A 26107-nucleotide genomic window follows, 5' to 3' on the forward strand; every position below is an offset into this window, starting at 1 on the left:
CTCCATCGTCGAAGCCCAACGGACCGCGGTCAGGACCCGCTGCTAGCACCCCAGGCCGCGAGCAGATCCCGGGATTCCATCACCAGCCCCAGGTGCAGGGAGACCATGCTCAGCGCCGCCCGCTCCAGGCTTTCATCGGTTCCTCGCACCAGGTCGCGCAGGACGATCACCCTGTAGGTGCGGTTGCTGGCGTCGAAGGCGGTGTTGAGCACGCAGCAGTCGGTGAAGCCGCCATCCAGCACCACGGTGGTGATGCGCTGGTTGCGCAGCAGGAAGTCCAGGTCGGTGGGATAGAAGGCCGACAGCCGCCGTTTGTTTTCCACCCGCAGGTCTTCGGGCAGGACCTCGGTGAGCAGCTCGGTCCAGGGCGAGCCTTCCAGGGCATGGGCGTCGGCATTGGGAATCGGCCCCACGTGTAGCGGAAAGGTCCGCCGCCAGGCCGCAGGAATACCGCCCAGGTCATCGGCGCCATTGGCGCGCAGCACCGATTTCACATGGACGATGCGCACGCCCAGGGCGCGGGCCTGGCGGTGGAAGGCGTCCACCGGCGCCACCAGGTCACGGGCGCGGGGCGCCGGGCAGGGGCACTTCGGCGAGGCGTCCAGGTGGCCGCGGTGCAGGTCGATGGACAGCACCGCCGTGGTGCTCGGATCCAGATAATCGGCGAAGTCCGCCCGCGCCAGCAGCCGGAGTTCTTCATAGACGAAAGCGCGCAGGCTCATCGGCGTTCCTCCCGAACATAGGCTTCGCCCAGGGCGCCGGGCTGGCTCAGGCGGTCACGCCCGGCCAGGGCGACCCAGATCATCACGCCCAGGGTGACGGCATAGGGCGCCATCAGGATGAAGTATTGCGACAGCCGCACACCGGCGGCAGCCAGCTGCGGAATCAGCGCCTCGATGCAGCCGAACAGCAGCGCCCCGGCCAGGGCGCGCCAGGGCGACCAGCGGGCGAAGATCACCAGGGCCACGGCGATCCAACCACGGCCGCCGGTCATCTCGGCGATCCACAGCTTGGTGCTGAGCACGGCGATGTAGCCTCCGGCCAGACCCACCAGCGCCGCACCGGCGAGGATCGCCAGCAACCGGTAGCCGGCCACCGAGAGACCCGCCGCATCGGCCGCCTGGGGGTTCTCACCCACCGCCCGCAGACGCAGCCCGGGGGTGGTGCGTTCGAGCCAGGCGATCACCGCGAAGAAGATCAGCGGGGTCAGGTAGACCAGCAGGTTCTGCTGGAACAGCCGCCCCACCAGCGGCAGCTCCGACAGCGGCCAGAGCGCCAGCGCCGGCAGGCCGGCCACCGGCTGGTTGGTCCAGCCCCAGAGGGTGCCGAGCAGGCCGGTGAGGCCCTGGCAGAAGAACACCAGGGTCAGGCCGGCAATCACCTGGTTGATGCGCAGCCAGATCACCATGACCGCGAACAGCAACGAGACCAGCGCCGCCGCTCCCATGGCCGCCAGCAGCGCCAGGCCGGCATTGCCCAAGGCCAGCTGCGCGCCGATGCCGAACAGCGCGCCGACCAGCATCAGGCCCTCGGCATGCAGGGCCAGCACCCCGGATCGCTCGGTGAGGATCAGACCCAGCGCCGCCAGGGCGTAGGGTATGGCGAAGTCGGGGACGTTACCCAGCCAGCTGGCGACCAGATTCAAGCGGCACCTCCCTGGCTGCGTCTGAGCCGATGGCGGATGAAGAAATCCGAGGACGCCACGCAGATGACGATCAGCGCCTGGATCAGCTGCACCATGGCGAAGGGGATCTGGTAGAACACCTGCAGATTGCGCCCGGCGACGAACAGGGTCGCCACCAGGAAAGCCACCACGGCGGCGGCCAGGGGGTTGTTGCGCGCCAGGAAGGCGATGAGGATCCCGGAGAAGCCATAGCCCTGGTAGAAGGATTGGGTCAGCCGCCCCTCCTGCCCGGCCGCCACCACGAAGCCGGCCAGCCCGGCCAGGGCGCCGGAAGCCAGCACCGTGGCAAGGATGGTGGCGCGCACCGGCACGCCGACGGCGCCGGCCACCCGCGGATTGGCGTCGACGAATTTCAGGTAGAGCCCGGCCCGGCTCAGGGCGACGAACCACCAGGCCAGCACCGCCACCAGCAGCGCCAGGGGCACCGCCAGACTCAGCCCGGGCAACAACTCCGGCAGCCGTTCGAAGGGGCGGAACAGCGGTGAATAGGGAAAGGCGTCGCGCGGGTCCTTCCAGGGACCGAACACCAGGTGCAGCAGGAAGTTGGCAGCGATGTAGTTGAGCATCAGCGAGGCGATGATCTCGTTGACCCCCAGGCGCAGCTTGAGCAACAGGGGCGCCAGCGCCCAGAGCAGGCCGCCGAGCAGCGCCGCCACCAGCATCAGCGGCAGGCGCAGGGCTTCCGGGCCGATCTCGAACAGCGACACTGCCGTGGCGCCGATGGCCCCCCAGATCATCTGGCCTTCCAGCCCCAGATTCCAGAAGCGCGCGCGAAAGGCCAGGCAGCCGGCCAGACCGACCAGGATCACCGGCGCGGCCTGGAACAGGGTGGCCTGCAGACTCTGGGCATCGAACAGGGTGGCGACCACGAATTCGTTGAGCAACTCGCCGGCCGGCACCCCGGCCAGCACCAGGATGGCGGCCGACAGCCCCAGGCCGACCAGCAACGCCAGGCCGAGGATCAGCGCCTGCCAGGGCCAGGCCAGCTGCTGGCGGATCTCCAGGGTGTAGCGCCGGCTGAACAGCGGTTGCCGTGGTCGCGGGCTATCGACCTCGGCCAGGGGAGCACTCAGGGGTTCAAGCATGATTCACCATGGCATGGCCGATCGCCTGGCGATCGGCGGGTCGCTGGAATTCGGCGACGAGGCGTCCGGCGCTCATCACCCCGATGCGGTCGGCGAGGGCCAGTACCTCGTCCAGGTCTTCGCTGATCAGCAACACCGCGGCGCCGGCCTCGCGGGCGGCCAGCAGCCGTGCCTGCACCTCGGCGCCGGCGCGCACGTCGAGGCCACGACTGGGGCTGTGGGCCAATACCAAACGTGGCTCGCGGCCGAATTCCCGGGCGATCACCAGCTTCTGGGCGTTGCCGCCGGAAAGCAGCGCCGCCTTCTGCCGCACCGATCGCACGCCCTGGACATCGAATTGCGTGACCGCCGCCTGGGTCGCGGCTTCCTGGGCGCGTCTATCCAGCCGGGCGAAGCCACCGAAGCGACCGGCATGCACCGCGCCGATGGCGAAGTTGTCGGCCACCGACAGGGACCCGGCCAGGGCGCTGCCATAGCGGTCGGCGGGAATGGCGGCGATGCGCAGATCGCGGCGTCGGGCGCTGGCGGCCGCGGCCAGATCGCCGAAGCCCTCCAGCCGCACCTCGCCTTCGCAGGGCTGCGGCAGGCCCATCAGCACGTCGGCCAGCTCGCCCTGGCCGTTGCCGCCAACCCCGGCGATGCCATAGATCTCCCCAGCGCGCAGCTCCAGGTCGATGCCATCCAGGGCGCGGCGCCCGCCACGTTCCGGGGTGCGTAGGCCGCGCACCGTCAGCAGCGGTGCCCCGGCAGCACGTCGCGGGGTGTCGGCGAGCGGCTGGGCGTCACCCACGGTGAGGCGTACCAGTTCGTCCACCGACACCTCGGCGGGGTCCAGGCTGCGCAGGGTGCGGCCGCCGCGCATCACCGTGAGGCGGTCGGCGTAGGTCAGGGCGTCCTGCATGCGATGGGTCACCAGCACCACCGCTGCGCCCTCCGCCGCCAGGGCGCGCAGGGTCTGGAGCAACCGCTCGCCTTCGCCGTCGGTGAGTACTGCGGTGGGTTCGTCGAGAATGAGGATGCGCGCCCCGGCCAGCAGCACCTTGAGGATTTCCACCCGCTGCTGCTCGGCGATGGACAGTTCCGCCACCCGCTGCTCCGGGCAGATGGCGAAGCCCAGGGCGGCCGCCTGCTGGCGGATACGCTTGCTGATCTCGGCCAGGCGCCGGCGATGACTACCCTGCCCCGCCGGCAGGCCGAGCAGGACGTTCTCGGCAACGCTGAAGGGGCGTACCAGCTTGAAGTGCTGGTGGACCATGCCGATGTGCAAGCGAGCGGCGTCCGCCGGACCGCGCAACCGCACCGGGTTGTCGTCCACCAGGAGCTCACCGGTCTCCGGCGCATAGAGGCCGGCGGCGATGTTCATCAGCGTCGACTTGCCCGCGCCATTCTCGCCGAGCAGCGCATGCACCTCGCCCCAGCGCACCAGGAAATCCGCCTGCTGCAGCGCCTGGAAGCCATCGAAGGTCTTGCCGACGCCGCGCAGTTGCAGGGCGTTGTGTCTTTTCATGCGGGTCGCCCTCTTCCAGGCATCGCTTTCGTGGAAAACGCTATGCGGTTTTCCACCCTACCCAGGGGTGAACCGCTACTTCTGCGTCGTCACGCCCTGGACGAACCAGTCCATCTGCCACAGCGCCGGGTCGGACAGCACCTGGCCGGCGGGGACGCGCTCCTTGCCGTCGCGATCATTCAGGGGACCGGCGTAGATCTGCTTGCCCTTGAGCAGGGCTTCGCGCTCGGCGAGGATCTTCTCCTGGGCCGCCTTGGGCACGGCATCGCCGAAGCCGGCGATGTCGGTGCCGCCGGCGGCCATGGACACCAGGGCACCGTTGGGCGCGGGTTTCCAGTGGCCGGCGATGACGCGCTTGAGCTCCGGCACCAGGAAGCGATCCCAGACCCACACCGAGGAACAGAGGGTGGCCTTGGGCGCGAACTGGCGCATGTCACGGTGGTGGCCGGTGCCATAAACGCCACGCTCCTGGGCGACGATCTGCGGCGTGGGGGTGTCCACGTGCTGGCCGATGACGTCGGCGCCCTGGTCGATCAGGGCAGCGGCCGCGGCGCGCTCCTTGACCGGATCGTTCCAGCTGCCGGTGTAGATCACCGTCAGGGTGGCATTGGGATTCATCTGCCGGGCGCCCAGCTCGTAGGCGTTGATGGTCCAGTTCACCACGCCAAAGGGATTGGCGGCGACGAAGCCCAGCTTGCCGGTCTTGGAGGCCGCGCCCGCGGCCATGCCGCAGAGGTACTGACTCTCGTAGGTGCGGCCGTAGAAGGATTCCAGGTTACGGCCGTTGGTGGTGCCCGAGGCGTTGAGGAAGGCCACCTCGGGATACTGCTCGGCCAGTTGCTTGAAGGTGTCGGAATAGCCGAAGGCGGTGCCGATGACGATGTTGGCGCCGCGCTTGATGAAGCGCTCGGCCGCCGGGCGGATGGCCGAGGCGGTCTCCGGCACGTTTTCCACGAACTGGATCTTCAGGCCCAGTTCCTTCTCGATTTTCACCCGCGCCTCGTCCATGGCCTGGGTCCAGCCACCGTCGTTCTTGGCGGTGAAATACAGCATGGCGATCTTCGGTTCACCCTTGAGGGTGAAACCCTCGTCGTCCGCCCGCGCCACGCTGCCCAGCCCTACCAGCACCAGCACGCACACCACTCTTCCCAGCCATCTGCTCAGCATCGTTTCGTCCTTAGCCTTGTCTACAACATGTGGTTGATACGGAACACGTTGCCTTCCGGGTCCAGCAGCACCGCCTGGTACCAGTGGTAATAGGTTTCGTAGGGCGCCTTCACCAGGCGCGCACCGGCGGCCTCGGCCACCGGCACCAGCCGGTCCACCTCGGCGCGGCTGTCCACCTCCAGATTGAGCAGGAAGCGGCAGCCTTCACTGCCGGCGAATTCGCCCAGCCCCAGCAGTTCATAGGCCTCCGGCGCGTTGAAGCCGATGGCGGTCTTGCCGGTGTCCAGGCCGCGAAAGATCGGCGAGCGGATCGCCTCGATCTCGGGAAAAGCGAACACCCGCTGGTAGAAGCCGCTCAGGGCCATCACGTCCTGGGCGAAGACGTTGACGTAGGAAAGACTCGGCATCAGGCCACCCGCACGCCGGTCTGGGTACCGCCAAAGGTGGTCTGCTTGACGAACTTGGATCTCAGGTGGTCGCCCGAGGTGATGGGCGCATGGCGCGGCGGCGTGCCGGGCGTGGCGCAACCGGGCAGGCATTCGATGAGGGTGTCGTAGTTGGGCTGGTGGAAGAACACCAGGGACTGGCGGCGGGTGTCGCAACCGGCATCCGCCGGTGGATTCACCACCCGGTGCAGGGTCGAGACCCAGCGGTCGTTGGTCCACTGCATCATCAGGTCGCCGATGTTGACCACGAAGCTGCCCGGCACCTTGGGCACGTCCACCCACTCGCCGTCGGCATTGCGCACCTGCAGCCCGCCGGGGGCGTCATCGGGACGGACGATGGTCAGGCTGCCGTAGTCGGTATGGGCACCGGCGCGCAGCTGGCCAGGCAGCGCCGCTTCCTTCTGGTGGGGATAGCAGAGGGTGCGGAACATGCTGATGTGGCGATCGATGCGGCTGTCGAAGTAGGTCTCCGGCAAGTCCAGCCCCAGGGCGAAGAGCCGCATCAGGGTGCGCGCCAGGTCGCTCATGGCGGCGAAGTACTCGGCATAGGCCTCGCGAAAGCAGGGGATGGTCGTGGGCCAGACATTGGGGGCGAAGTGCGGTCCGGCTTCGGGGCCGCGGTAATAGGCCGTGGCCGGAACATCCAGAGGGCCAATGGAAAAGGACTCCTTGAGATCCCCCGGCGCCGCCTCTTCCAGGCTGTAGGACAGGCTTTCCTCGGCCACCGCGCTGTAGCCGCGCACCTGATCCGGGCGCGGTCGATCAGCCTTGCGTTTCTCCGCCAGCGGCAGGTCGAAGAAGGCTCGCGACAGGCGCGAGACACGCTCGACCAGTTCTTCGGGCACCTGATGGTGAGTGATGACCAGAAAGCCGATATCGCGGCAGGCCTGGTCGACGGCCTTGGCCACCGCCTGCTTGCCGGCGGCAGAACCTTCGAAGTAGGGAGCCAGATCGATAATGGGAACACTGGACAGCGGCATGACGGACCTCACGAGTGGGACGAAAGGAGACAGCGCGACGCACGTTCACCGGGCAGGACGGCAGCAGGGAAATTGCAACCGCTGTGCCAGCTTTGGACCATTTGGTAAAAATTACAAAAGCCAGTTAAAACAGCAGGTTGAGGGCGATACTCAGGATCCGCTGGCGGTGCGCTGCACCTCGAACGGTCAGTGTGCACCGGGGTGGCGCCTGGGCCGCGCTTGGCGCTGGCAGGCAAGACTCGGGGGCTGGACCGGCTTGGCGGTGTTGGGCTTCGCTGCGCTCAGCCCAACCTACGGCGGTCGTAGGTTGGGCTGAGACGGCTCCCTCTTCGAAGCCCAACAGCCCCCACTAACCCAGCTCGTGATAACGGCGATCGAAATACAGTAGGCCACCCTGACCACCCGGCTCGGCCACTCCCAGCACCTCGCAGAGCAGCAGGTCGTGACTGCCCACCGACTGCACTCCGGCGATGCGGCAATCGCAGGCCACCAGGGCGCCGTCCAGCACCGGCGCACCGGTGGCGAGGCGCGTCCAGTTCGCCGCGGCGAAGCGTTCGGCCATGGCGGTCTTGCCGCCGAAGAGGTTGGCCAGCGTCTGCTGGCCGGCGGCCAGGACGTTGACGCAGAGCACGCCGTTGGCGCTGAAGGCCGGATGCACCGAGGCGCCGCGGTTGAGACAGACCAGCAGGGTCGCCGGGCTGTCGCTGACGCTGCACACGGCGGTAGCGGTAAAGCCGGCCAGGCCGGCCGGACCGTCGGTGGTGACGAGGTTGACCGCGGCGCCCAGGCGCGCCATGGCCCCCCGGAAGAGGTCGCGGTCGACAAGAGCGGCGGGCGTAGTGGCGGATAGGGGCACGGCATGGGCAACGGACATGGCGTTACGCCTCCAGGGCTTGGCTGAGATAGTCGAGTACCACCCGGTCGAAGGTGGCGGGGTCGGTGACGCTGGAAGCGTGGCCGCCCCACTCCAGCAACTGGAGGGTGGCCTGGGGCAAGCCTGCGGCCAGGCGCTGGGACGAGGTCCAGGGCACCAGCACGTCGTCGCGGTTGGCCAATACCAGGGTCGGTACCTGGATACGTCCCAGCTCGGCGTCCACATCGAAGGCCAGCAGCGCGCCGATGCGCCGCAGGACATTGGCCTCACCGGGGAAGTGCGCCAGGGCATGGGCTTCGTCGGCGGCCAGGCGCTCGCCCTGTTCGGCGATCCAGGTGGCCGGATAGAGAAAGATCGCCTGGGCCTGGACATAGGCCGCGGCGCCGCTGTCGCGCAGCAGCCGTTGGCGCAGGGCGAAGCAGCGCGCGGTGTGCGGATTAGGTCGGCTCCAGGCGTTGACCAGCACCTGGCGACGGATCAGGCCCGGCCGTAGCAGCTCGGCCTGCAGGCCCACCAGACCGCCCAGGGCATGGCCCATGAACAGACAGTGGTCGAGTTCCAGGCGATCGGCCAGCGCCAGCAGGTCCTCGGCCATATGCTGGATGCAATAGTCGGCGGGCAACTCGGCCGGGCTCCTGCCGGTGCCGGTCTGGTCGTAGACCACCACCCGGAAACGTTCGCCCAGAGTCGCCAGCTGTGGCGCCCAGAAGGCCCCGGCGCCGCCCAGCCCGGAGCTGAGCAGCAGGGTCTCGGCCGCCGGGTCCTGGCGGCCATGGAGTTCGAAGTGCATGGGCGGTCCTTGGTGGTTCAGTGGTTGGGGCTTCCCTCACCCCAGCCCTCTCCCAGAGGGAGAGGGGGTAGGTACGGAGCGGGAGCTAGCCGACATGGGCGATGCTGGCGATCTCGATCAGGGCGTCAGGCTTCACCAGGCCGCACTGGATGCAGTAGCGCGCCGGCTTCTCGCCAGGAAAGAATTCGGCGTACACCGCGTTGATGGCGGCGTAGTTCGCCCAGTCGGTGAGCATGATCATGTTGAAGGTGACGTCGGCCATGCTGCCGCCAGCCGCCTCCACCACGCCCTGGATGGTGGTGAGCACGTGGCGTGCCTGGGCGGCGGCGTCGCCGACATGGACCACGTTGTTCTGGGCATCGAACGGCAGGGTGCCGGAGACATAGAGCACGCCATCGGCCAGGCTGCCGGGCACGAAGGGGGCGATGGGGGTACCGGTACCGGCTGGGATCACGGCTTGCTTGGGCATGGTGCTCAGTCCTTGGCGAAGGTGGTGTGGAAGTCGGCGCAGCTGGCGACCCAGCCGAAGAAGGTCTCGATGTTGAACAGCGCGGCGTCGTGGGCCGAACGGGGTCCGGCCTGGTGGCAGGCGTCGTGCAGGCAGACGCCGAAGTATTCGAGGAAGAAGCCGTCCCGGAGGGTCGACTCCACGCAGACGTTGGTGGCGACGCCGACAAACACCAGGTTGCGGATGCCACGGGCGCGCAGCAGGCTGTCCAGGTGGGTGTTGTAAAAGCCGCTGTAGCGGGTCTTGGGCACCACCAGATCGGCGGCCGCCGGCTGCAGCTGATCCACCAGGGCATAGTCCCAGCCGCCCTTGGCCAGCAACTGCCCTTGCAATTCGGGTCGCTTGCGCATGGTCTTCAGGGCATTGGACTTGTGCCAGTTGGGCGAACCCGGTCCGCCCGCCTCGCGATACTCCGGATCCCAGCCATTCTGGAACCAGACCACCTGGATACCGGCGCCGCGGGCGGTCTCCACCACGGCGGCGACATTCTCGATCACCGGGCCGGTAGCGGAGACGTCGAAGCCGGCCAGGTCCAGGTAGCCGCCCTTGCTGGCATAGGCGTTCTGCATGTCCACCACGATCAGCGCCGTCTCGCTGGCCTTGAGCCGCAGCGGTTCGGGCCGCGCCGGCAGCGTCACGGCTTCGGCGTCGCTCGCAGGCAGGGCATAGCCCGCCAGGGTTTCCACAGCGTTCATCAGGCACTCTCCTTGAGCAGCTCGACGTGACGGCGGCTCTGCATCAGCGGCTGGATGCGCTCGCCGAAGTCGGTCACGCCCTGGACGAAGTCATCGAAGGTCAGCAGCACCCCGCTGGCCCCGGGCACCTCGGCGATCTCGTCCAGCATCCGCGCCACGCTGGCGAAGGAACCCACCAGGGTGCCCATGTTGATGTTGACCGCCGAGGTCGGATCGGCCATCTGCCGCACATTGGTGTCGCTGCCGGACTTGGTGTCGGCGGCGGCCTGGGCGCCCAGCCAGGCGATGGCCTCCTCGTCGGCCCCGGCCTTGTAGTGCTCCCACTTGGCGCGGGCCGCCTCGTCGGTCTCGGCGGCGATGATCATGAACAGGGCGATGGAGGAGACCTCGCGCCCGGTCTTGGCAGTGGCCGCCTGCAGCCGCTCCACCGCCGGGGCGAAGGCCTTGGGCGTGTTGACGCCCTTGCCGAAGACGAAGCTGTAGTCGGCATGCTCGGCGGCGAAGGCCAGGCCGGCATCGCTCGCCCCGGCGCAGACGATCTCCATGGGCGCCTGGGGCTGCGGACTGACCCGGCAGTCCTCCATGCGGAAGTGCGCGCCCTGGAAGTCCGACTGGCCGGTGCCCCAGAGATCGCGCAGCACCTGGGCGTATTCACCGAGGTATTGATAGCGACTGGCAAAGAACTCATCCCCCGGCCAGAGCCCCATCTGGCTGTATTCGGGCTTCTGCCAGCCGGTGACCAGGTTGACGCCGAAGCGGCCGCCGGAGATGCAGTCGATGGTGGCGGCCATGCGCGCGACGATGGCCGGCGGCAGGGTCAGGGTCGCGGCGGTGGCGAACAGCTTGATGCGCGAGGTCACTGCCGCCAGGCCCGCCATCAGGGTGAAGGATTCCAGGTTGTGGTCCCAGAATTCGGTCTTACCGCCGAAGCCGCGCAACTTGATCATCGACAGGGCGAAGTCGAAGCCGTAGTGCTCGGCGCGCTGCACGATCTCGCGATTCAGCTCGAAGGTGGGCCGGTACTGGGGCGCGTTTTCCGATAGCAGCCAGCCGTTGTTGCCGATGGGAATGAAGACACCGATGTTCATCGCTCGCACTCTCCCGCAGTCAGGAATCGAAGCGCATCCAGATGCGCCGTTGCTGCAGGATCGGAGCAGAAAGCTTGCCAAGTCTTGAAAGTTCAAGCCAATCAAACACTTGGGGTCTGTTCGAGAATAAAGCTGGACCATTTGGTCTAGATTAGAGCACCTAGTTTGTGCAAGGCGCCCGAATCCGGGGCATGAAGGCCGGCGCGCCATGCTAGAGTTCGGAGACTGACGCGCTACCTTTCGGGGTCCGCCGATGATTCGTCACCAGGAAGGTGCGAAGCTCAACGACCGCGCCTGCAGCCGGCCCGCGTCAGATGTCCAAGAAGGCCCAAGGAGCAGTTCGTGAGTCAGGCCAGTGATCTTCCGCCACGCAAGTCCCGCCAACCCAGCCCTGCCGCCCAGCAACGCCGGCAGCGCCAGATAGAAGCCAAACGCGCCCAGATCCTCAGCGCGGCGCTCGATATCTTTTCCCGCTTCGGCCTGCACGGCGCCAGTCTGGACCAGGTGGCGCTGCAGGCGGACGTCTCCAAGACCAACCTGCTCTACTATTTCAGCAACAAGGAAGAACTCTATGTCGCCGTGCTGCGTCAGCTGCTGGCGACCTGGCTGAATCCCCTGCGCACCTTCAGCGAAGACCAGGAACCCCTCGACGCCCTGCGCGACTATCTGCGCCAGAAGCTGGAGATGTCCCGCGACTATCCCGCCGAGTCCCGGCTGTTCTGCCTGGAGATGGTCCAGGGCGCACCGCTGCTGCTGCCCGAATTGCAGGGCAGCCTGCACGACCTGATGGATGAGAAGACCCGGGTGATCCGCACCTGGATCGCCGCCGGCAAGCTGGCGCCGGTGGATCCGCACCACCTGATCTTCAGCATCTGGGCCATCACCCAGCACTATGCGGACTTCCGGGTGCAGGTGCAGACCCTGTGCGGCCGCTCGCTGAAGGATCCGCTGTTCTTCGACGAGGTCCTGCAGGGCCTGGAGACGCTGATCATCGACGGACTCAGGCCCCGCGCCGGCGACCCGGCCTAGGCCGCCAGGAAGAAGTCGGCGAACAACTCGCTGAGCCTCGGCCAGAGCGGTGCCGGCAGGTCATGGGCCATGTCCGGTATCAGCTCGAAGCGGGCGCCGGGAATGGCCCGCGCCACGGCGCGACCACAGGCCGGACGCAGCAAGGGATCCCGCGCGCCGTGCACCACCAGGGTCGGCGCCTGGATGCGGCGGGCGAAGACGCGCAGATCGCCGCTGCCGAGCAGGGCGAACAACTGCCGCTGCACCCCCTCCACATCCACCCCGCGCGCCAGGATGCGCTGCACCAGCCGTTCCAGATCGGCCTCGCTCTGGCGATACCTCGGACTCTCGATGCCGCGCAGCAGGGCCTTCTGCCGGGCGAGCGCCGCCTCCGCCGGCAGATCGGCCGGGGGTCGCAGCAGCAGGCTGCCAAGCAGCTTGAACGAGGGTGGCGGCAACAGCGGCTGATTGGTCGACGAGAACAGGATGCCCAGCCGCGCCACCCGCTGTGGCCAGTTGGCGGCGAGGATCTGGGCGATCATGCCGCCCATGGAGCCGCCCAGTACGAAGGCGCGTTCCAGCCCCAGGTGATCGAGCAGCCCGACCGCATCGGCGGCCATGGCTTCCAGGCGATAGGGCACGGCGCTGGGCTTGCCCAGTTGCGCCCGCCCCAGCACCGGCCACAGTGAAGGCGGCCGTCCACCCGGCCAGCTCAGCCGCGAGGACTGGCCGACGTCGCGATTGTCGAAACGGATCACCCGCAGGCCCCGGCGTACCAGGGCCTCGCAGAAGCCTTCCGGCCAGAGCAGCAACTGGGCGCCAAAGCCCATGATCAGCAGCAGCGCCGGATCAGCGGGATCGCCCCAGTCCTCATAGGCCAGCTCGAGGGCGCCGACCCGGGCGCGACCTTCACGTATGTCCATGGCTCCCTCGCGAGACGGCTAAAAGGCCATGCTACCCCAAGGCCGCCCCGGCGAAAGCGGCAGAACCGGGCGGTCACGCAGCACTGCTGCGCTATGCTCGGACAGACCTCTTCCCGAGACCTTCGCCATGTCCGCAGCACCCCTGGTTTACCACCTGACCGACGAAGCACGCGAAGACCTGCGCCAGGCCATCGCCGCGCCGCTGAGGCGCTACAACGACAGCCAGGCGGGCCCGAGCGGTTACCGGGCCCTGGTCATCAGCCTGACCCGCGGCGGCGAAGCCCTCGGCGGCCTCTGGGGCTATACCAGCTATGGCTGGCTGACCGTGCAGTTGCTGGCGGTGGACGAGGCCGTCCGCGGCCAGGGCGCCGGCCGCGAGTTGCTGCTGCGCGCCGAGGCCGAGGCGAGCAGCCGCGGCTGCCACGGCGCCTGGCTCGACACCCACGAATTCCAGGCCCGCGGCTTCTACGAGCGTCTGGGCTACGAGGTGTTCGGCGAACTGGCGGACTATCCGCCGGGCTTTGCGCGGTACTTCCTGCGCAAGGCGCTGGGTTGATCGGCCAGCTAGCGAGGGACCATGCGCACTTTCCTATTTCAGACGCTGGGTCTGGTAGCGCTGCTGGCGCTGGCCGACAGCAGTCAGGCCGACCCTGGCATCAAGGTGATCGATGAACGCGGCTGCCTGCTAGGCCTCACCACGGGCGGGAAAATTCGGACTCAACCAACGCTGGACTTTGTCGGCGCCCACTACGATGAGCCAGGGATACGTCGGGAAGTGCTCTTGCAGATGGCGCAGACCGCCCTAGCCGCCGGCTGTCCGGCCGATGAGCCGGTCGATACCGGCGGCCTGACGCCACTCAACGCCGCCATCCTCTTCAATCGGCCGGACCTGGTCGCGCTGCTGTTGCGCTACGGTGCTGATCCGCAGCGACCTATCCGGCGTCCGGGCAAGGCGTCGGATGGTTGGAATTCCTATCAGCTGCAGGGCTTTCTAAAACAGAAACGGCCCCTCGATCGCAGTGCAATCGACCGCCTGCTGGAGGAGCATCGCCGGCGCGCCACTCGCCCCTGACATCGCTAGAGCGCCGTCAGGAAATTTCCCACTCGGGCGTTTTCTTCCCCACCCTCCAGCAGCGGCACCTCGGCTTCGTCCTTGAGTTGCACGCCGGACAGTTTGCGCCGATCCGCCTCGCGCATCAGGTAGAGCAGCTTGTGCGCGGCCAGGCCATAGGCGAGGCCTTCCAGGCGCACGTTGGAGATGCAGTTGCGATAGGCGTCGTTGAGGCCAGGGCGTGGGCCATAGGTAAAGTAGAGGCCGAGGCTGTCGGGCGAACTCAGGCCCGGGCGTTCGCCGATCAGCATCACCAGCAGCCGCGCCTTGAGCAGGCCGCCGATCTCGTCACCCACCGCCACCCGCCCCTGCTCCACCAGGGTGACCGGCGCCCAGCGCCAACCGTCGGCCTTGGCCTGGTCGGCCAGCCGCTCCAGGAACGGCAGGGCATGGCGATGCACTGCCAGGGCCGAGAGGCCGTCGGCGATGACCACGGCGACGTCGAAGCCATCCGGATGCTCGGCGGCATAGGCCTGGAGTTCGCGGGCGGATTCCTCCGACAGCTTGCGTCCCAGGTCGGGGCGCTGCAGATAGGTGTGTCGATCCGGCGCGGCGCTCTTGAGCACCAGGGTCTCGCGGCCCTGGGCGGTCAGGCCTTCACGCAGCGCCTGGTGATCGAAGGCCAGGTGCACGGCATCGCGGGCCTGGGCATGGGCGGCCTGGAAGTCCAGCTGGGCGGCAGTGGGCAGGCTGGTGCCGGCGCGGCCCAGGGCGATGCGCGCCGGGGTCAGGCGACGCAATTCGGCCCAGGGATCGGGGCGGGCGGTGTCGGAGTCCTTCATGGCAACCTCCTCGGTAGGTTGGGTTGAGACGGCTTCATCGTCGAAGCCCGACAAGCAAGGATTGGGGCTGGCACTCGGCCCTTTCGTAGGTTGGGTTGAGACAGTTCCACCGTCGAAGCCCAACAGGTACGAGTCGGGCCTGGCAAGGTTGGGCTTCGCTGCGCTCAGCCCAACCTACGAAAAACCCTTCACATCTGCGCCAACGCGCGCTGGAACGGCGCGGGCAGGCCGTCGCCGAGGCGGAAGCGGCCGTCTTCCAGGCGCAGGATGCCCAGGCGGTCGAGCCAGGCGGCGAATTCCGGTGCCGGTTGCAGGCCCAGCACCTGGCGGGCATAGAGGGCGTCGTGGAAGGAGGTGGTCTGGTAGTTGAGCATCACGTCGTCCGAGCCCGGGATGCCCATGATGAAGTTGATACCCGCCGCGCCCAGTAGGGTCAGCAGCATGTCCATGTCGTCCTGGTCGGCCTCGGCATGGTTGGTGTAGCAGATGTCGCAGCCCATGGGCACGCCGAGCAGCTTGCCGCAGAAATGGTCTTCGAGACCCGCGCGGATGATCTGCTTGCCGTTGTAGAGGTACTCGGGGCCGATGAAGCCGACCACGGTGTTCACCAGCAGCGGCTTGAATTGACGGGCCACGGCGTAGGCACGCACCTCGCAGGTCTGCTGATCGACGCCATGGTGGGCGCCGGCCGACAGCGCACTGCCCTGCCCCGTTTCGAAATACATGAGGTTGTCGCCCAGGGTGCCGCGTCGCTGCGACAGTCCGGCTTCATAGCCCTCCTGCAGCAGCGCCAGGCTGATGCCGAAGCTTTCGTTGGCGCCCTGGGTGCCGGCGATGGACTGGAACACCAGGTCCACCGGCGCACCGCGCTCGATGGCGGCGATGCTGGTGGTGACGTGGGTCAGGACGCAGGCCTGGGTCGGGATCTCGTAGCGCTGGATCACGGCATCGAGCATCTTCAGCAGCTCGCAGATGCCGCCCGTGCTGTCGGTGGCCGGGTTGATGCCGATCACCGCATCGCCGTTGCCATAGAGCAGGCCGTCGAGAACGCTGGCGGCGATGCCGGCCGGATCGTCGGTGGGATGATTGGGCTGCAGCCGGGTCGACAGTCGTCCACGCAGGCCGATGGTATTGCGAAAGCGGGTCACCACCCGAACCTTCTGCGCCACCAGGATCAGGTCCTGGATGCGCATGATCTTGGACACCGCGGCGACCATCTCCGGGGTCAGCCCCGGGGCCAGGGCGGCGAGATTGGTCTCGTCGGCCGCCGCACCCAGCAGCCAGTCGCGGAAGCCGCCCACGGTGAGGTGGGCGACCGGGGCAAAGGCCTCGGCATCGTGCGTATCCAGGATCAGCCGGGTGACCTCGTCGGCCTCGTAGGGGATCACCGCCTCGCTGAGAAAGTGCTTGAGTGGCACTTCGGCCAGCGCCATCTGCGCTGCCACCCGCTCCACGTCGCTGCCGGCGGCGACTCCGGCCAGGACATCCCCGGAACGCGCCGGGGTGGCCTTGGCCAGCAGTTCCTTGAGATCGGCGAAACGCCAGGTCTGGCCGCCCACGCTATGCTGGAAACCGCTCATGCTACCTCCCGGGTTGCGCTGCGCAGAGCCTGTTCAAAGGCTCGCGAGCTAGAGACAAACAAGGCCTAGGCAGCCCCACGAAAAGGCCTGAGGAAGCGGATCGGACTCGCGCTCGAGTTTACGAATGGTAAATGAGCATTCCGACGGGGCTGGCCCTCCAGGGCCTTTTCAACGCCGTTTGGCCGACGCGCAGCAGACTTTGAATAGGCTCTCAGGCTTCGCCAAAGGCAGCATCGGGTGCAATGTCGCCCTGTCTACGGCTGAGACCGCAGACCAGCGCGCCTATCACCATCAGCACCACGAAGACGCTGGCGATCACCGGGTTGTACCAGACCATGGCGATGAGGCAGACCACCGCCAGCACCAGGGCGATGGCCGGCACCACCGGATAGCCGGGTGCGCGGAAGGTGCGCTCCAGGTTCGGCTCGCTGCGGCGCAGCTTGAACAGGCTGAGCATGCTCATGATGTACATGACGATGGCGCCGAACACGCTCATGGTGATCATGGCGGCGGTCAGGGTCAGGCCCTGCAGGCTGATCACGCCGTCGCTGAAGATGGCGGCGATGCCCACCACGCCACCCGCGAGCACCGCCCGGTGCGGCGTCTGGAAGCGCGACAGCTTGGCCAGGCCGTGGGGCAAAAAGCCGGCGCGGGCCAGGGCGAAGAATTGCCGGGAATAGCCGAGGATGATGCCGTGGAAGCTGGCCACCAGCCCGAACAGGCCGATGCCCACCAGCAGGTGCAGCCACACGGAGCCCTCGCCCACCACCCCCTTCATGGCCTGGGGCAGCGGATCGTTGATGTTGGACAGCGCCCGCCAGTCGCCCACGCCGCCAGCGAAGATCATCACGCCGATGGCCAGGGTCACCAGGGTGAGGATGCCGGCGATGTAGGCCTTGGGAATGGTGCGCTTGGGGTCCTTGGCTTCCTCGGCGGCCATGGCCGCGCCCTCGATGGCGAGAAAGAACCAGATGGCGAAGGGGATGGCGGCGAACATGCCACCCACCGCCGCCAGCGAGAACTGGTCCTGCCCGGCCCAGCCACCGCGGGTGAAGTTGGCCAGACTGAAATCCGGCGCCACCACCCCCATGAAGATCAGCAACTCGATCACCGCCAGCACCGTTACCACCAATTCGAAGGTGGCGGCGATGCTCACCCCGAGGATGTTCAGCGTCATGAAGATGAAATAGGCCGCCACCGCGCACAGCTTGGGATCGAGGGCGGGAAACTGCACATTGAGGTAGGCGCCGATGGCCATGGCGATGGCCGGCGGGGCGAAGACGAATTCGATCAGGGTGGCGATCCCGGCGATGGTACCGCCCCGGGGGCCGAAGGCGCGGCGGCTGTAGGCGAAGGGGCCGCCGGCATGGGGAATGGCGGTGGTCAGCTCGGTAAAGCTGAAGATGAAGCAGGTGTACATCACCGCCACCACCAGCGCGGTAACCAGAAAGCCCAGGGTCCCGGCGACGCCCCAGCCATAGCTCCAGCCGAAGTACTCCCCGGAGATCACCAGACCCACGGCGATACCCCAGAGGTGCAGGGTGCCGAGGGTCGGATTGAGTTTCTCGTTGGTCATGACAGGCCACTCCCCTTGTAGCGACGTGATCCGAATGGGCGACCGCGATCCCGCGATGCCCGGCTTTTTCGAGCTTAAACAGGCCGGGGCCGTGCCGACTTGACCGCTCGGCACGGCCGCTGTGACCTTGGGTCAAGTCGGCGTTACTCCTCTTCCCAGGCTGCTACCCAAGGCCGCACCACCCTGGTGCGATGTCCGATCCCTCGCCCTGCGATGGGGCACATCAAGGGGCCGAATAGCGTGAAGCCCTCGACGTTATGGTCCCTGCTCTGGATCGACTGCCACCCTGGGGCACAGCCTTTGCTTCATTCATGCCGATCCCCTCCCTGGACCCACTCCATGCCCCTGGCCGCCTCTGGCTTCGCCGCCCTGACCTCAATATCGCGCAACCTCGGCGTGCTCTCCGCTGCCGCCAGCGGGCTGGACACCGTCATCACCAGCCACGGCGGCGATGTCGATCGCATCTTCGGCACCGCCGGCATCGATCCGGAACAGTTGCAGCATCCCACCCTGAGCCTGGGGCTGGGCAACTACTGCCGGGTCCTGGAAGAAGCCGCCGCCCAGTCCGGCTGCGACAATTTCGGGCTGCACTACGGGCAGCAGTTCAAGCCGCAGATGCTCGGTCTGCTGGGTTACGTGGGACTCTGCTCGCCCACCGCCGAGGCGGCCCTGCAGAACTTCGCCGCCGCCTTTCCCTTCCACCAGCACAGCACCCTGATCCAGCTGGTGGACGCCGGCGATTGCTGGCGCTTCGACTACCAGGTACGCCACGGCGCCATCGTCGCCCGCCGCCAGGACGCCGAGCTGACCCTGGGCATGCTGCTCAACCTCTTGCGCCATGTGCTCGGCCCGACCTGGGCGCCGCGGGCGGTGCAGTTCGAACACCCCCGGCCCGAGGGCTGGCACGAGCATCGCCGGCTGTTCGACGCCCCGGTCAGTTTCGGCCAGCCGTGCAACGCCATGCTGGTGCCCAAGGTCGACCTGCGCGACCGCGCCATGCCCGACCACGATCCGCTGCTCCTGCTGGTGGTACAGGACGCCATCCGCCAACTCGGCCAGCGCCTGCCGCAGCTGGAACTGCTCGAAGAGGTCCGCGCCTCGGTACGCCTGGCCCTACCCCTGGGCGAACCCAGCCTGGAGTCCATCGCCCAGCGCCTGGACCTGTCCACCAGCCAGCTGCAGCGCCGCCTGCGCGACCAGGGCGCGAGCTTCTCGGCGCTGGTCGAAGGCGTCCGCCGCGACCTGGCCCAGCACTACCTGCGGCAGCGGCTGCCGGTCACCGACCTGGCGCCGCTGCTGGGCTACTCGGAGACGAGCGCCTTTTCGCGGGCGTTTCGGCGGTGGTTTCAGGTGAGTCCGCGGCAGTGGCGGGGGATTTCGTAGGGAAGGGTCGGCGCGCCGAAGACCGGCTGACGTAGATTGGTGCTGAGCGGAGCGAAGCCCAAAGCACCTGTGCTCATCGGTACCCAGCCGATTACTGAAGTCTGCTGAGACTTTTTGTTTCGCCCACCCGGGCGAGTCACTTTTGCCAATCGCGGCAAAAGTAACCAAAAACGCTTGCCCCGGACATCCGGCCCTTCGCTGCGCTCCGGGTCCGCTCACGCCAGCGCCGTTCCGGGGTCGGTCCAGATGGGCCGTCCATGGCCCACTGGACCTCTCGCCGCATCCATGCGGCTCGACCCACTCCACGACACTGGCGCTTGCCCTCCTGAACGGGGCGATTCGCCAGCCTGAAAGTGTTGGTTGAAGAACCATAAAACCCGTAGCCCGTAGCGTGGACAGCGTCGCCTTGTCCACTGATAGTGTCGGTACCTTCCAGTGGAAAACGCTGCGCGGTTTTCCACGCTACAAACCTGTGAACATCCGGACATCAGGCTTGCGCCCCGTCCCTGTCAGTGAGGCCGAGTGTAGGTGTTGCGGAGGGGGATGCGAGGCAGGACGCCGAGCAAGGTGCGAGGGGCAGGAAGCCCCTTCGTGCCGTGCCCCCGGAGCGGCGCCGGAGCGAGGGAGACGTAGCGAAGTGGAGTAACAGCCGCAGGCTGGCCCGAAGGGTGAGCGGAGCGAATCACCCGGAGCGCAGCGGAGGGCCGAAACGTGGGGTGTGCTTTCTTTTGCTTACTTTTCTTTGCACCGGGCGGCGATCCGCAAGCAAAGAAAAGTAAGTCGCCGGCCAGGCGAAACAGGAACTACATACAAAACTCAGCAAATAGCCCGAGCACCTATCCCGACGCCCTCCATAGCGCCCCCGCTTCACAAATACCACCCACCCGGTCAGATTCTTGCAAGGGCCTCCCCAAACGGCCCAACCAGAACAACGACCACCCCCGATGACCTCTGCTCTGCCTCCTGCCCTCTTCACCCCCGCCTGGCTGGCGCGCCTGGAGCTGGCCTATGCCCGCCAGGGCGACTGGACCCGGCCGACCACCCGCCGCCACGTCGGCCCCTTGCGGGTGCAGAAACATCTGCACGCCGAAGGTCCCGAGGTCTGCCAGCACATCATCGTCCATCCACCGGGCGGCATCGCTGGGGGCGATCGGCTGGACATCGACGCCAGCGTCGGCGAGAACGCCTGGGCCCAGCTCACCAGCCCCGGGGCGGCCAAGTGGTATCGCGCCGACAGCGCAGCGCATCAGCAGATCGAGCTGCGCGCCGCCGCCGGCGCTACCCTGGAATGGCTACCCCAGGAGACCATCGTCTTCTCCGGCGCCCAGGCCCATCTCGCCACCCGTATCGAGCTGGCAGGCGACGCCCGCCTCTGCTACTGGGACATCGTCGCCCTGGGCCGCCCAGCCAGTGCCGAGCGCTTCACCGAGGGGCTGTTCCAGGCGCACCTGGACATCCGCCGCGACGGCACTCCGCTGTGGCATGAGCGCCAACGCCTGGTCGGCGCGGATCGGTTGCTGGACTCGCCCATCGGCCTGGCCGGTCAGCCGGTGTTCGCTACCTTGTTGATCACCGGCACCCTGGACGCCGACACCCTGGCGCGCTGCCGCGACCTCGCCCTGCCGGTTCGCGGCGACCTGACCCAGCTGCCCGGCCTGGTGGTCGCCCGCTGCCTGGCCACCGAATCCCTGCAGGCCCGCGCCTGGCTGATCGACCTCTGGCGCCTGCTGCGCCCGGCCCTGCTGGGCCGCGCCGCCATGCCGCCACGGATCTGGAGCACCTGAGGCCGCGACACTCTTGTAGGCGCGGCCCATGGCCGCGATGATCGACCGACTTTCCTTGACCGCATCTGCCAACCGGAACACCCATGGACCTGACGCCCCGCGAAAAAGACAAGCTGCTCATCTTCACCGCCGGCCTGGTGGCCGAACGCCGCCTGGCGCGTGGGGTGAAGCTCAACTACCCGGAAGCCATGGCGCTGATCTCCGCCGCCCTGCTCGAAGGCGCCCGTGACGGTCGCACCGTGGCCGAGCTGATGCACTACGGCACCACCCTGCTGACCCGCGACCAGGTGATGGAAGGCGTTCCGGAGATGATCCCGGAGATCCAGGTGGAAGCCACCTTCCCCGACGGGACCAAGCTGGTCACCGTCCACCAGCCGATCGCCTAGGGAGACCGCCATGAGTCTGATCGTCCGCGACGCCACGCCTGCCGACCTGCCGGCCGTGCTGCACATCTACAACGACGCCGTCAGCAACACCACGGCGATCTGGAACGAGACCCCGGTGGACCTGACCAACCGCCAGGCCTGGTTCGACCTGCGCGCCACCCAGGGCTACCCCATCCTGGTCGCCGAGAATGCCGACGGCGCGGTGGTGGGCTATGCCTCCTTTGGCGACTGGCGGCCCTTCGAGGGCTTTCGCCACACCATCGAGCACTCGGTCTACATCCACCCCGACCAGCGCGGCCAGGGCATCGGGCCGCGCTTGATGACAGCGCTCATCGAACGCGCCCGTGCCTGCGACAAGCACGTCATGGTGGCCGCCATCGAGAGTGGCAACCAGGCCTCCATCCGCCTCCACGAGCGCCTGGGCTTCATCACCACCGGGCAGATGCCCCAGGTCGGCACCAAGTTCGGTCGCTGGCTGGACCTCACCTTCATGCAACTGATGCTGGAGCAGCGCCCATGATCCCCGGCGAATACCAGATCCAGGACGGCGACATCGAGCTCAACGCCGGCCGCCGCACCCTCAGCCTGACCGTCGCCAACAGCGGCGATCGGCCGATCCAGGTGGGCTCCCACTACCATTTCCACGAGACCAACGACGCCCTGGTGTTCGACCGCGCCCTGGCCCGCGGCATGCGCCTGAACATCGCCGCCGGCACCGCCGTGCGCTTCGAGCCGGGCCAGAGTCGAGAGGTGGAACTGGTCGAGCTGGCGGGGTTGCGCACCGTCTACGGCTTCGCCGGACGGGTGATGGGCAAGTTGTAGGGCCGCTCGGGCTCTTCGCCTTTTACGCGCCCTCACCCAACCCTCTCCCAGGGGGAGAGGGGCTCAAGAACAGACACCGAGCTCCCGCTCTTCTCCTCTCCCTGCGGGAGAGGGTCGGGGTGAGGGCCAACCGGACCACCTTTATTCGGGATCTACGCCTATGAAAATCTCCCGCCAAGCCTATGCCGACATGTTCGGCCCCACCACCGGCGACCGGGTGCGCCTGGCCGATACCGATCTCTGGATCGAGGTCGAAGAGGACCACACCGTCTACGGCGAAGAAGTGAAATTCGGGGGCGGCAAGGTCATCCGCGACGGCATGGGTCAGAGCCAGCTGCTGGCGGCCGAGGTGGTCGATACCGTCATCACCAACGCCCTGATCGTCGACCACTGGGGCATCGTCAAGGCCGATGTCGGCCTCAAGAATGGGCGCATCCAGGCCATCGGCAAGGCCGGCAATCCGGACATCCAGCCCGGCGTCAGCGTACCCATCGGCGCCGCCACCGAGGTCATCGCCGGCGAAGGCATGATCCTCACCGCGGGCGGCATCGACTCCCACATCCACTTCATCTGCCCGCAGCAGATCGAAGAGGCGCTCATGAGTGGCACCACCACCATGATCGGCGGCGGCACCGGGCCGGCCACCGGCACCTATGCCACCACCGTGACCCCCGGTCCCTGGCATATGGCCCAGATGCTCAAGGCCGCCGACGCCTTCCCGATGAACATCGGCTTCACCGGCAAGGGCAACGCCAGCCTGCCTGGGCCACTGGAAGAGCAGGTGCGCGCCGGCGCCATCGGCTTGAAACTCCACGAGGACTGGGGCACCACCCCGGCCGCCATCGACAATTGCCTGGCGGTGGCCGATCGTTTCGACATCCAGGTGGCCATCCACACCGACACCCTCAACGAATCCGGTTTCGTCGAGACCACCCTGGGCGCCTTCAAGGGTCGCACCATCCACACCTACCACACCGAGGGTGCCGGGGGCGGCCACGCGCCGGACATCATCAAGGCCTGCGGCTTCCCCAACGTGCTACCCAGCTCCACCAATCCGACGCGGCCCTTCACCAAGAACACCATCGACGAGCACCTGGACATGCTCATGGTCTGCCACCATCTGGACCCGAGCATCGCCGAGGACGTGGCCTTCGCCGAGAGTCGCATCCGCCGCGAGACCATCGCCGCCGAGGACATCCTCCACGACCTCGGCGCCTTCGCCATGATCAGCTCCGACAGCCAGGCCATGGGCCGCGTCGGCGAGGTCATCACCCGCACCTGGCAGACCGCCGACAAGATGAAGAAGCAGCGCGGCCCGCTGCCCGAGGATGGCGCCGGCAACGACAACTTCCGGGTCAAGCGCTACATCGCCAAGTACACCATCAACCCAGCGATCACCCATGGCATCAGCCACGAGGTGGGTTCCATCGAGGTGGGCAAGTTCGCCGACCTGGTGCTCTGGCGCCCCGCCTTCTTCGGCGTCAAGCCGACCCTGATCCTCAAGGGCGGCGCCATCGCGGCCAGTCTGATGGGCGACGCCAACGCCTCCATCCCCACCCCGCAACCGGTGCACTACCGCCCCATGTTCGGCAGCTACGCCGGTATGCTCCACGACACCAGCCTGACCTTCATCAGCCAGGCCGCCTTCGAGGCCGGGGTGCCGGAGCAACTGGGGCTGAAGAAGCGCATCGGTGTGGTCAAGGGCTGCCGCACCGCGCAGAAGAGCGACCTCATCCACAACGACTATCTGCCCACCATTGAGGTCGATCCGCAGAACTACCAGGTCAAGGCTGACGGCCAGCTGCTCTGGTGCGAACCGGCCGAAGTGCTGCCGATGGCGCAGCGCTACTTTCTGTTCTAAAAGGGCCTGTTCTAAAGGGGCCTGTTCTGACTAGGCACAGAAGCCACTGGGCTGCGCCAAGGCAGCCCAATGGCAGACGGCTTGGCCTCAGCCGCGACTGATCGGCGCCGCTGGCGCTTCGGCGCGGTCGTCGCGGTCGTAGGCGGCCTTGTCCAGCTGGCCCATCCAGCGCGCGGTCAGGGTGCCGGCGGTCATGGAGCCGTTGACGTTGAGGGCGGTGCGGCCCATGTCGATCAGCGGCTCGATGGACACCAGCAGCGCCACCAGGGTGACCGGCAGGCCGAGGGCCGGCAGCACGATCAGGGCGGCGAAGGTGGCACCGCCGCCCACGCCGGCCACGCCCGCTGAACTCAGGGTGACGATGCCGACCAGGGTGGCGATCCACAGTGGATCGAAGGGATTGATCCCCAGGGTCGGGGCGACCATCATCGCCAGCATGGCCGGATAGAGACCGGCGCAGCCGTTCTGGCCGATGGTGGCGCCAAAGGAGGCGGCGAAGCTGGCGATGGCCGGCGGCACGCCGAGGCGTTCGGTCTGGGCTTCGATGTTGAGCGGGATGGTCGCCGCGCTCGAGCGGCTGGTGAAGGCGAAACTCAGCACCGGCCAGACCTTGGGAAAGAAGCGCGCCGGCGACAGGCCGCTCAGGGTCAGCAGCAGCGCATGGACGCCAAAGAGGATACCCAGGCCCAGGTAGGAGGCGATCAGGAAGGTGCCCAGCTTGAGCACGTCCTGGGGACTGGCGGTGGCGACCATCTTGGTCATCAGCGCCAGCACGCCATAGGGAGTGAGTTGCAGCAGCAGGCGCACCAGCTTCATCACCCAGGCCTGGAGCACGTCGATGCCGGCCAGCACCTTCTCGCCGCGCACCGGATCGTCGCGTTGCAGGCGCAGGGCGGCGACGCCGAGGAAGGCGGCGAAGATCACCACGCTGATGATGGAGGTGGGATTGGCGCCGGACAGATCGGCGAAGGGATTCTTCGGAATGAAGGACAGCAGCAGCTGCGGCACCGACAGGTCCGCCACCTTGCCGACATAGCTGTTCTGCAGCGCGGTCAGGCGCGCGGTCTCCTGGGCGCCCTGCACCAGGCCTTCGGCGCTCAGGCCGAACAGCCAGGTGACCAGCACCCCGACCAGGGCGGCGATGGCGGTGGTGAACAGCAGGGTGCCCAGGGTCAGCAGGCTGATGCGCCCCATGGAGGAGGCTTCGCGCAGCCGCGCCACGGCGGCCAGGATGGAGGCGAACACCAGCGGCATGATGCTCATCTGCAGCAGCTGCACATAGCCGTTGCCGACCAGGTTGAACCAGCCGATGGAGGTCTTGAGCACCGGGGCGTCATGCCCGTAGACGAGTTGCAGTACCAGGCCGAAGGCCACGCCCAGGGCGAGACCGATGAAGACGCGCACGGCCAGGCTCCAGCCGGTGTTGCGGGTACGCGCCAGCAGGCCGAGCAGCACGGCGAAGGCGACGAGGTTGAGGACGAGAGGCAGATTCACACGAGGTCTCCGATACGGCGCCCGACGCGGCCGCCGGACGAAAAGGCGGCGATGGTAGCAGCTCGGGCCGACTCGGCTTAGATCGAGGCGCTATCACCTGATAACCCTGGGACCTTGGGAGGAGCGGTTCTATCGCCGGGGCGAACGGTATTTCCGCCGGGCCTGGCACTGCTAGAGTGCGCCCCGTCGGGAAACGATGCCCGACGCTGCCAACTCAAAAAGGAGTGACTCCATGCAACGTTTCGCCAAGCTCGCCGCTTCCTTCGCCCTCGCCGCCGCCGTCGCCGGCTGCACCGGCACCGCAATGAAGACGCAGAACCTGGATCCGTCGCAGTACACCGTCGTCGGTCATGGCGAGGGCAAGGCCACCGGTCTCATGATCCTGGGCTTCATCCCGGTCCAGCAGAACGACCGCTTCGTGCGTGCCCAGCAGGCCGCCATCAAGTCCCGCGGCGGCGATGCCCTGATCAATGCCCAGGTGCAGGAAAACTGGTTCTGGGCCTATGTCCTGAACGGCTACACCACCACCGTTTCCGGCGACGTGGTCAAGCTCAAGCGCTGAGCCCCACTCGA

27 protein-coding genes are annotated in these 26107 nt (G+C 67.4%); 10 read left to right on the forward strand and 17 right to left on the reverse strand.

Annotation, left to right across the window (positions count from 1 at the left end):
* Positions 1 to 29: 29 nt before the first annotated feature.
* The 12 genes from C722_RS0122210 to rutA form a co-directional block, all read right to left on the reverse strand.
* Positions 30 to 722, reverse strand: a complete 693-nt coding sequence (locus C722_RS0122210) for a cysteine hydrolase family protein (RefSeq protein WP_017642614.1) — start codon at positions 720 to 722, stop codon at positions 30 to 32.
* Positions 719 to 1645 (reverse strand): ABC transporter permease, encoded by a 927-nt coding sequence (locus C722_RS0122215; RefSeq protein ID WP_017642615.1) that lies wholly within the window; start codon positions 1643 to 1645, stop codon positions 719 to 721. Before C722_RS0122215 ends, C722_RS0122210 begins: the two co-directional genes overlap by 4 nt.
* On the reverse strand, positions 1642 to 2769 hold the full coding sequence (locus C722_RS0122220; RefSeq protein ID WP_017642616.1) for an ABC transporter permease: 1128 nt from the start codon (positions 2767 to 2769) through the stop codon (positions 1642 to 1644). Before C722_RS0122220 ends, C722_RS0122215 begins: the two co-directional genes overlap by 4 nt.
* Positions 2762 to 4276: an ABC transporter ATP-binding protein gene (locus C722_RS0122225; protein WP_017642617.1), complete on the reverse strand. Its 1515-nt coding sequence runs from the start codon at positions 4274 to 4276 to the stop codon at positions 2762 to 2764. The genes C722_RS0122220 and C722_RS0122225 overlap by 8 nt, the downstream gene beginning before the upstream one ends.
* 75 nt (positions 4277 to 4351) lie before the next feature.
* Positions 4352 to 5443 carry a BMP family ABC transporter substrate-binding protein gene (locus C722_RS0122230; RefSeq protein WP_081594612.1) on the reverse strand — a complete coding sequence of 364 codons (1092 nt, stop codon included), beginning with the start codon at positions 5441 to 5443 and terminating at the stop codon, positions 4352 to 4354.
* 20 nt (positions 5444 to 5463) lie between these two features.
* Positions 5464 to 5850, reverse strand: coding sequence for a VOC family protein (locus C722_RS0122235; RefSeq protein ID WP_017642619.1), 387 nt, complete (start codon positions 5848 to 5850; stop codon positions 5464 to 5466).
* Positions 5850 to 6869, reverse strand: a complete 1020-nt coding sequence (locus tag C722_RS0122240) for an isopenicillin N synthase family oxygenase (protein ID WP_017642620.1) — start codon at positions 6867 to 6869, stop codon at positions 5850 to 5852. The genes C722_RS0122235 and C722_RS0122240 overlap by 1 nt, the downstream gene beginning before the upstream one ends.
* A gap of 349 nt (positions 6870 to 7218) precedes the next feature.
* Entirely contained in the window at positions 7219 to 7743 is a 525-nt protein-coding gene (locus C722_RS0122245; protein WP_017642621.1) for a flavin reductase, read from the reverse strand.
* Positions 7744 to 7747: 4 nt separating this feature from the next.
* Positions 7748 to 8533, reverse strand: coding sequence for a pyrimidine utilization protein D (gene rutD, locus C722_RS0122250; RefSeq protein ID WP_017642622.1), 786 nt, complete (start codon positions 8531 to 8533; stop codon positions 7748 to 7750).
* 85 nt (positions 8534 to 8618) lie between these two features.
* Positions 8619 to 9002, reverse strand: a complete 384-nt coding sequence (gene rutC, locus C722_RS0122255; RefSeq protein WP_017642623.1) for a pyrimidine utilization protein C — start codon at positions 9000 to 9002, stop codon at positions 8619 to 8621.
* Positions 9003 to 9007: 5 nt separating this feature from the next.
* A complete protein-coding gene (gene rutB, locus C722_RS0122260; protein WP_017642624.1) occupies positions 9008 to 9736 on the reverse strand; it encodes a pyrimidine utilization protein B in 729 nt (242 codons plus the stop codon).
* Positions 9736 to 10824: a pyrimidine utilization protein A gene (gene rutA / locus C722_RS0122265; RefSeq protein ID WP_017642625.1), complete on the reverse strand. Its 1089-nt coding sequence runs from the start codon at positions 10822 to 10824 to the stop codon at positions 9736 to 9738. Before rutA ends, rutB begins: the two co-directional genes overlap by 1 nt.
* 342 nt (positions 10825 to 11166) lie before the next feature.
* Here rutA and rutR point away from each other — a divergent pair, with 342 nt between their 5' ends.
* Complete coding sequence (gene rutR, locus C722_RS0122270) at positions 11167 to 11853, forward strand: HTH-type transcriptional regulator RutR (RefSeq protein ID WP_017642626.1); 687 nt, start codon at positions 11167 to 11169, stop codon at positions 11851 to 11853.
* Here the strand turns inward: rutR and C722_RS0122275 are convergent.
* Complete coding sequence (locus tag C722_RS0122275; RefSeq protein WP_017642627.1) at positions 11850 to 12755, reverse strand: alpha/beta fold hydrolase; 906 nt, start codon at positions 12753 to 12755, stop codon at positions 11850 to 11852. The two genes, rutR and C722_RS0122275, sit on opposite strands and share 4 nt — an antisense overlap.
* A 127-nt stretch (positions 12756 to 12882) precedes the next feature.
* On the opposite strand from C722_RS0122275, the gene C722_RS0122280 reads away from it, so the two are divergent.
* Both C722_RS0122280 and C722_RS25515 read left to right on the forward strand, forming a co-directional pair.
* Complete coding sequence (locus C722_RS0122280; protein ID WP_017642628.1) at positions 12883 to 13311, forward strand: N-acetyltransferase; 429 nt, start codon at positions 12883 to 12885, stop codon at positions 13309 to 13311.
* A 21-nt stretch (positions 13312 to 13332) separates the two neighbouring features.
* Positions 13333 to 13827: an ankyrin repeat domain-containing protein gene (locus C722_RS25515; protein ID WP_017642629.1), complete on the forward strand. Its 495-nt coding sequence runs from the start codon at positions 13333 to 13335 to the stop codon at positions 13825 to 13827.
* Positions 13828 to 13832: 5 nt separating this feature from the next.
* On the opposite strand, the gene eutC is transcribed toward C722_RS25515, so the two are convergent.
* From eutC to eat, 3 genes are all read right to left on the reverse strand, one after another.
* The gene (eutC, locus tag C722_RS0122290; protein WP_017642630.1) at positions 13833 to 14648 is read right to left on the reverse strand and encodes an ethanolamine ammonia-lyase subunit EutC; all 816 of its coding nucleotides are present in this window, start codon (positions 14646 to 14648) and stop codon (positions 13833 to 13835) included.
* 188 nt (positions 14649 to 14836) lie between these two features.
* Positions 14837 to 16228 carry an ethanolamine ammonia-lyase subunit EutB gene (locus tag C722_RS0122295; RefSeq protein ID WP_017642631.1) on the reverse strand — a complete coding sequence of 464 codons (1392 nt, stop codon included), beginning with the start codon at positions 16226 to 16228 and terminating at the stop codon, positions 14837 to 14839.
* A gap of 211 nt (positions 16229 to 16439) precedes the next feature.
* Positions 16440 to 17804, reverse strand: coding sequence for an ethanolamine permease (gene eat, locus C722_RS0122300; protein ID WP_017642632.1), 1365 nt, complete (start codon positions 17802 to 17804; stop codon positions 16440 to 16442).
* Positions 17805 to 18143: 339 nt separating this feature from the next.
* On the opposite strand from eat, the gene C722_RS0122305 reads away from it, so the two are divergent.
* The 6 genes from C722_RS0122305 (at position 18144) to ureC (ending at position 24040) form a co-directional block, all read left to right on the forward strand.
* Positions 18144 to 19187 (forward strand): AraC family transcriptional regulator, encoded by a 1044-nt coding sequence (locus tag C722_RS0122305; RefSeq protein ID WP_017642633.1) that lies wholly within the window; start codon positions 18144 to 18146, stop codon positions 19185 to 19187.
* A gap of 944 nt (positions 19188 to 20131) precedes the next feature.
* A complete protein-coding gene (locus C722_RS0122310) occupies positions 20132 to 20971 on the forward strand; it encodes an urease accessory protein UreD (RefSeq protein ID WP_017642634.1) in 840 nt (279 codons plus the stop codon).
* An 83-nt stretch (positions 20972 to 21054) separates the two neighbouring features.
* On the forward strand, positions 21055 to 21357 hold the full coding sequence (ureA, locus tag C722_RS0122315; RefSeq protein WP_007162996.1) for an urease subunit gamma: 303 nt from the start codon (positions 21055 to 21057) through the stop codon (positions 21355 to 21357).
* Between the two features lie 10 nt (positions 21358 to 21367).
* Positions 21368 to 21877, forward strand: coding sequence for a GNAT family N-acetyltransferase (locus tag C722_RS0122320; protein ID WP_017642635.1), 510 nt, complete (start codon positions 21368 to 21370; stop codon positions 21875 to 21877).
* Complete coding sequence (locus tag C722_RS0122325; protein WP_007162998.1) at positions 21874 to 22179, forward strand: urease subunit beta; 306 nt, start codon at positions 21874 to 21876, stop codon at positions 22177 to 22179. The genes C722_RS0122320 and C722_RS0122325 overlap by 4 nt, the downstream gene beginning before the upstream one ends.
* 160 nt (positions 22180 to 22339) lie before the next feature.
* Positions 22340 to 24040 carry an urease subunit alpha gene (gene ureC, locus C722_RS0122330; protein WP_017642636.1) on the forward strand — a complete coding sequence of 567 codons (1701 nt, stop codon included), beginning with the start codon at positions 22340 to 22342 and terminating at the stop codon, positions 24038 to 24040.
* 87 nt (positions 24041 to 24127) lie between these two features.
* On the opposite strand, the gene C722_RS0122335 is transcribed toward ureC, so the two are convergent.
* Positions 24128 to 25534, reverse strand: a complete 1407-nt coding sequence (locus tag C722_RS0122335; protein ID WP_017642637.1) for an L-cystine transporter — start codon at positions 25532 to 25534, stop codon at positions 24128 to 24130.
* A 232-nt stretch (positions 25535 to 25766) separates the two neighbouring features.
* Here C722_RS0122335 and C722_RS0122340 point away from each other — a divergent pair, with 232 nt between their 5' ends.
* Positions 25767 to 26096, forward strand: coding sequence for a hypothetical protein (locus tag C722_RS0122340; protein WP_007163001.1), 330 nt, complete (start codon positions 25767 to 25769; stop codon positions 26094 to 26096).
* Positions 26097 to 26107: the final 11 nt, after the last annotated feature.

Origin of the sequence: Pseudomonas sp. 313, assembly GCF_000316965.1 — a bacterium.
Classification (GTDB): Bacteria; Pseudomonadota; Gammaproteobacteria; order Pseudomonadales; family Pseudomonadaceae; genus Chryseomonas; species Chryseomonas benzopyrenica.

What these genes read in the sequence shown, in the direction of transcription:
- C722_RS0122245 (WP_017642621.1), bottom strand. Translation starts at nt 7,743, where the DNA reads ATGTCCGTTGCCCATGCCGTGCCCCTATCCGCCACTACGCCCGCCGCT.
- rutA (WP_017642625.1), bottom strand. Translation starts at nt 10,824, where the DNA reads ATGAACATCGGTGTCTTCATTCCCATCGGCAACAACGGCTGGCTGCTA.
- C722_RS0122235 (WP_017642619.1), bottom strand. Translation starts at nt 5,850, where the DNA reads ATGCCGAGTCTTTCCTACGTCAACGTCTTCGCCCAGGACGTGATGGCC.
- C722_RS0122340 (WP_007163001.1), top strand. Translation starts at nt 25,767, where the DNA reads ATGCAACGTTTCGCCAAGCTCGCCGCTTCCTTCGCCCTCGCCGCCGCC.
- C722_RS0122280 (WP_017642628.1), top strand. Translation starts at nt 12,883, where the DNA reads ATGTCCGCAGCACCCCTGGTTTACCACCTGACCGACGAAGCACGCGAA.
- eutC (WP_017642630.1), bottom strand. Translation starts at nt 14,648, where the DNA reads ATGAAGGACTCCGACACCGCCCGCCCCGATCCCTGGGCCGAATTGCGT.
- C722_RS0122320 (WP_017642635.1), top strand. Translation starts at nt 21,368, where the DNA reads ATGAGTCTGATCGTCCGCGACGCCACGCCTGCCGACCTGCCGGCCGTG.
- ureA (WP_007162996.1), top strand. Translation starts at nt 21,055, where the DNA reads ATGGACCTGACGCCCCGCGAAAAAGACAAGCTGCTCATCTTCACCGCC.
- C722_RS0122220 (WP_017642616.1), bottom strand. Translation starts at nt 2,769, where the DNA reads ATGCTTGAACCCCTGAGTGCTCCCCTGGCCGAGGTCGATAGCCCGCGA.
- C722_RS0122325 (WP_007162998.1), top strand. Translation starts at nt 21,874, where the DNA reads ATGATCCCCGGCGAATACCAGATCCAGGACGGCGACATCGAGCTCAAC.
- C722_RS0122295 (WP_017642631.1), bottom strand. Translation starts at nt 16,228, where the DNA reads ATGAGCGGTTTCCAGCATAGCGTGGGCGGCCAGACCTGGCGTTTCGCC.
- C722_RS0122225 (WP_017642617.1), bottom strand. Translation starts at nt 4,276, where the DNA reads ATGAAAAGACACAACGCCCTGCAACTGCGCGGCGTCGGCAAGACCTTC.
- C722_RS0122310 (WP_017642634.1), top strand. Translation starts at nt 20,132, where the DNA reads ATGACCTCTGCTCTGCCTCCTGCCCTCTTCACCCCCGCCTGGCTGGCG.
- C722_RS0122275 (WP_017642627.1), bottom strand. Translation starts at nt 12,755, where the DNA reads ATGGACATACGTGAAGGTCGCGCCCGGGTCGGCGCCCTCGAGCTGGCC.
- C722_RS0122240 (WP_017642620.1), bottom strand. Translation starts at nt 6,869, where the DNA reads ATGCCGCTGTCCAGTGTTCCCATTATCGATCTGGCTCCCTACTTCGAA.
- eat (WP_017642632.1), bottom strand. Translation starts at nt 17,804, where the DNA reads ATGACCAACGAGAAACTCAATCCGACCCTCGGCACCCTGCACCTCTGG.
- C722_RS25515 (WP_017642629.1), top strand. Translation starts at nt 13,333, where the DNA reads ATGCGCACTTTCCTATTTCAGACGCTGGGTCTGGTAGCGCTGCTGGCG.
- C722_RS0122305 (WP_017642633.1), top strand. Translation starts at nt 18,144, where the DNA reads ATGCCCCTGGCCGCCTCTGGCTTCGCCGCCCTGACCTCAATATCGCGC.
- C722_RS0122210 (WP_017642614.1), bottom strand. Translation starts at nt 722, where the DNA reads ATGAGCCTGCGCGCTTTCGTCTATGAAGAACTCCGGCTGCTGGCGCGG.
- rutD (WP_017642622.1), bottom strand. Translation starts at nt 8,533, where the DNA reads ATGCACTTCGAACTCCATGGCCGCCAGGACCCGGCGGCCGAGACCCTG.
- ureC (WP_017642636.1), top strand. Translation starts at nt 22,340, where the DNA reads ATGAAAATCTCCCGCCAAGCCTATGCCGACATGTTCGGCCCCACCACC.
- C722_RS0122230 (WP_081594612.1), bottom strand. Translation starts at nt 5,443, where the DNA reads ATGCTGAGCAGATGGCTGGGAAGAGTGGTGTGCGTGCTGGTGCTGGTA.
- rutC (WP_017642623.1), bottom strand. Translation starts at nt 9,002, where the DNA reads ATGCCCAAGCAAGCCGTGATCCCAGCCGGTACCGGTACCCCCATCGCC.
- rutB (WP_017642624.1), bottom strand. Translation starts at nt 9,736, where the DNA reads ATGAACGCTGTGGAAACCCTGGCGGGCTATGCCCTGCCTGCGAGCGAC.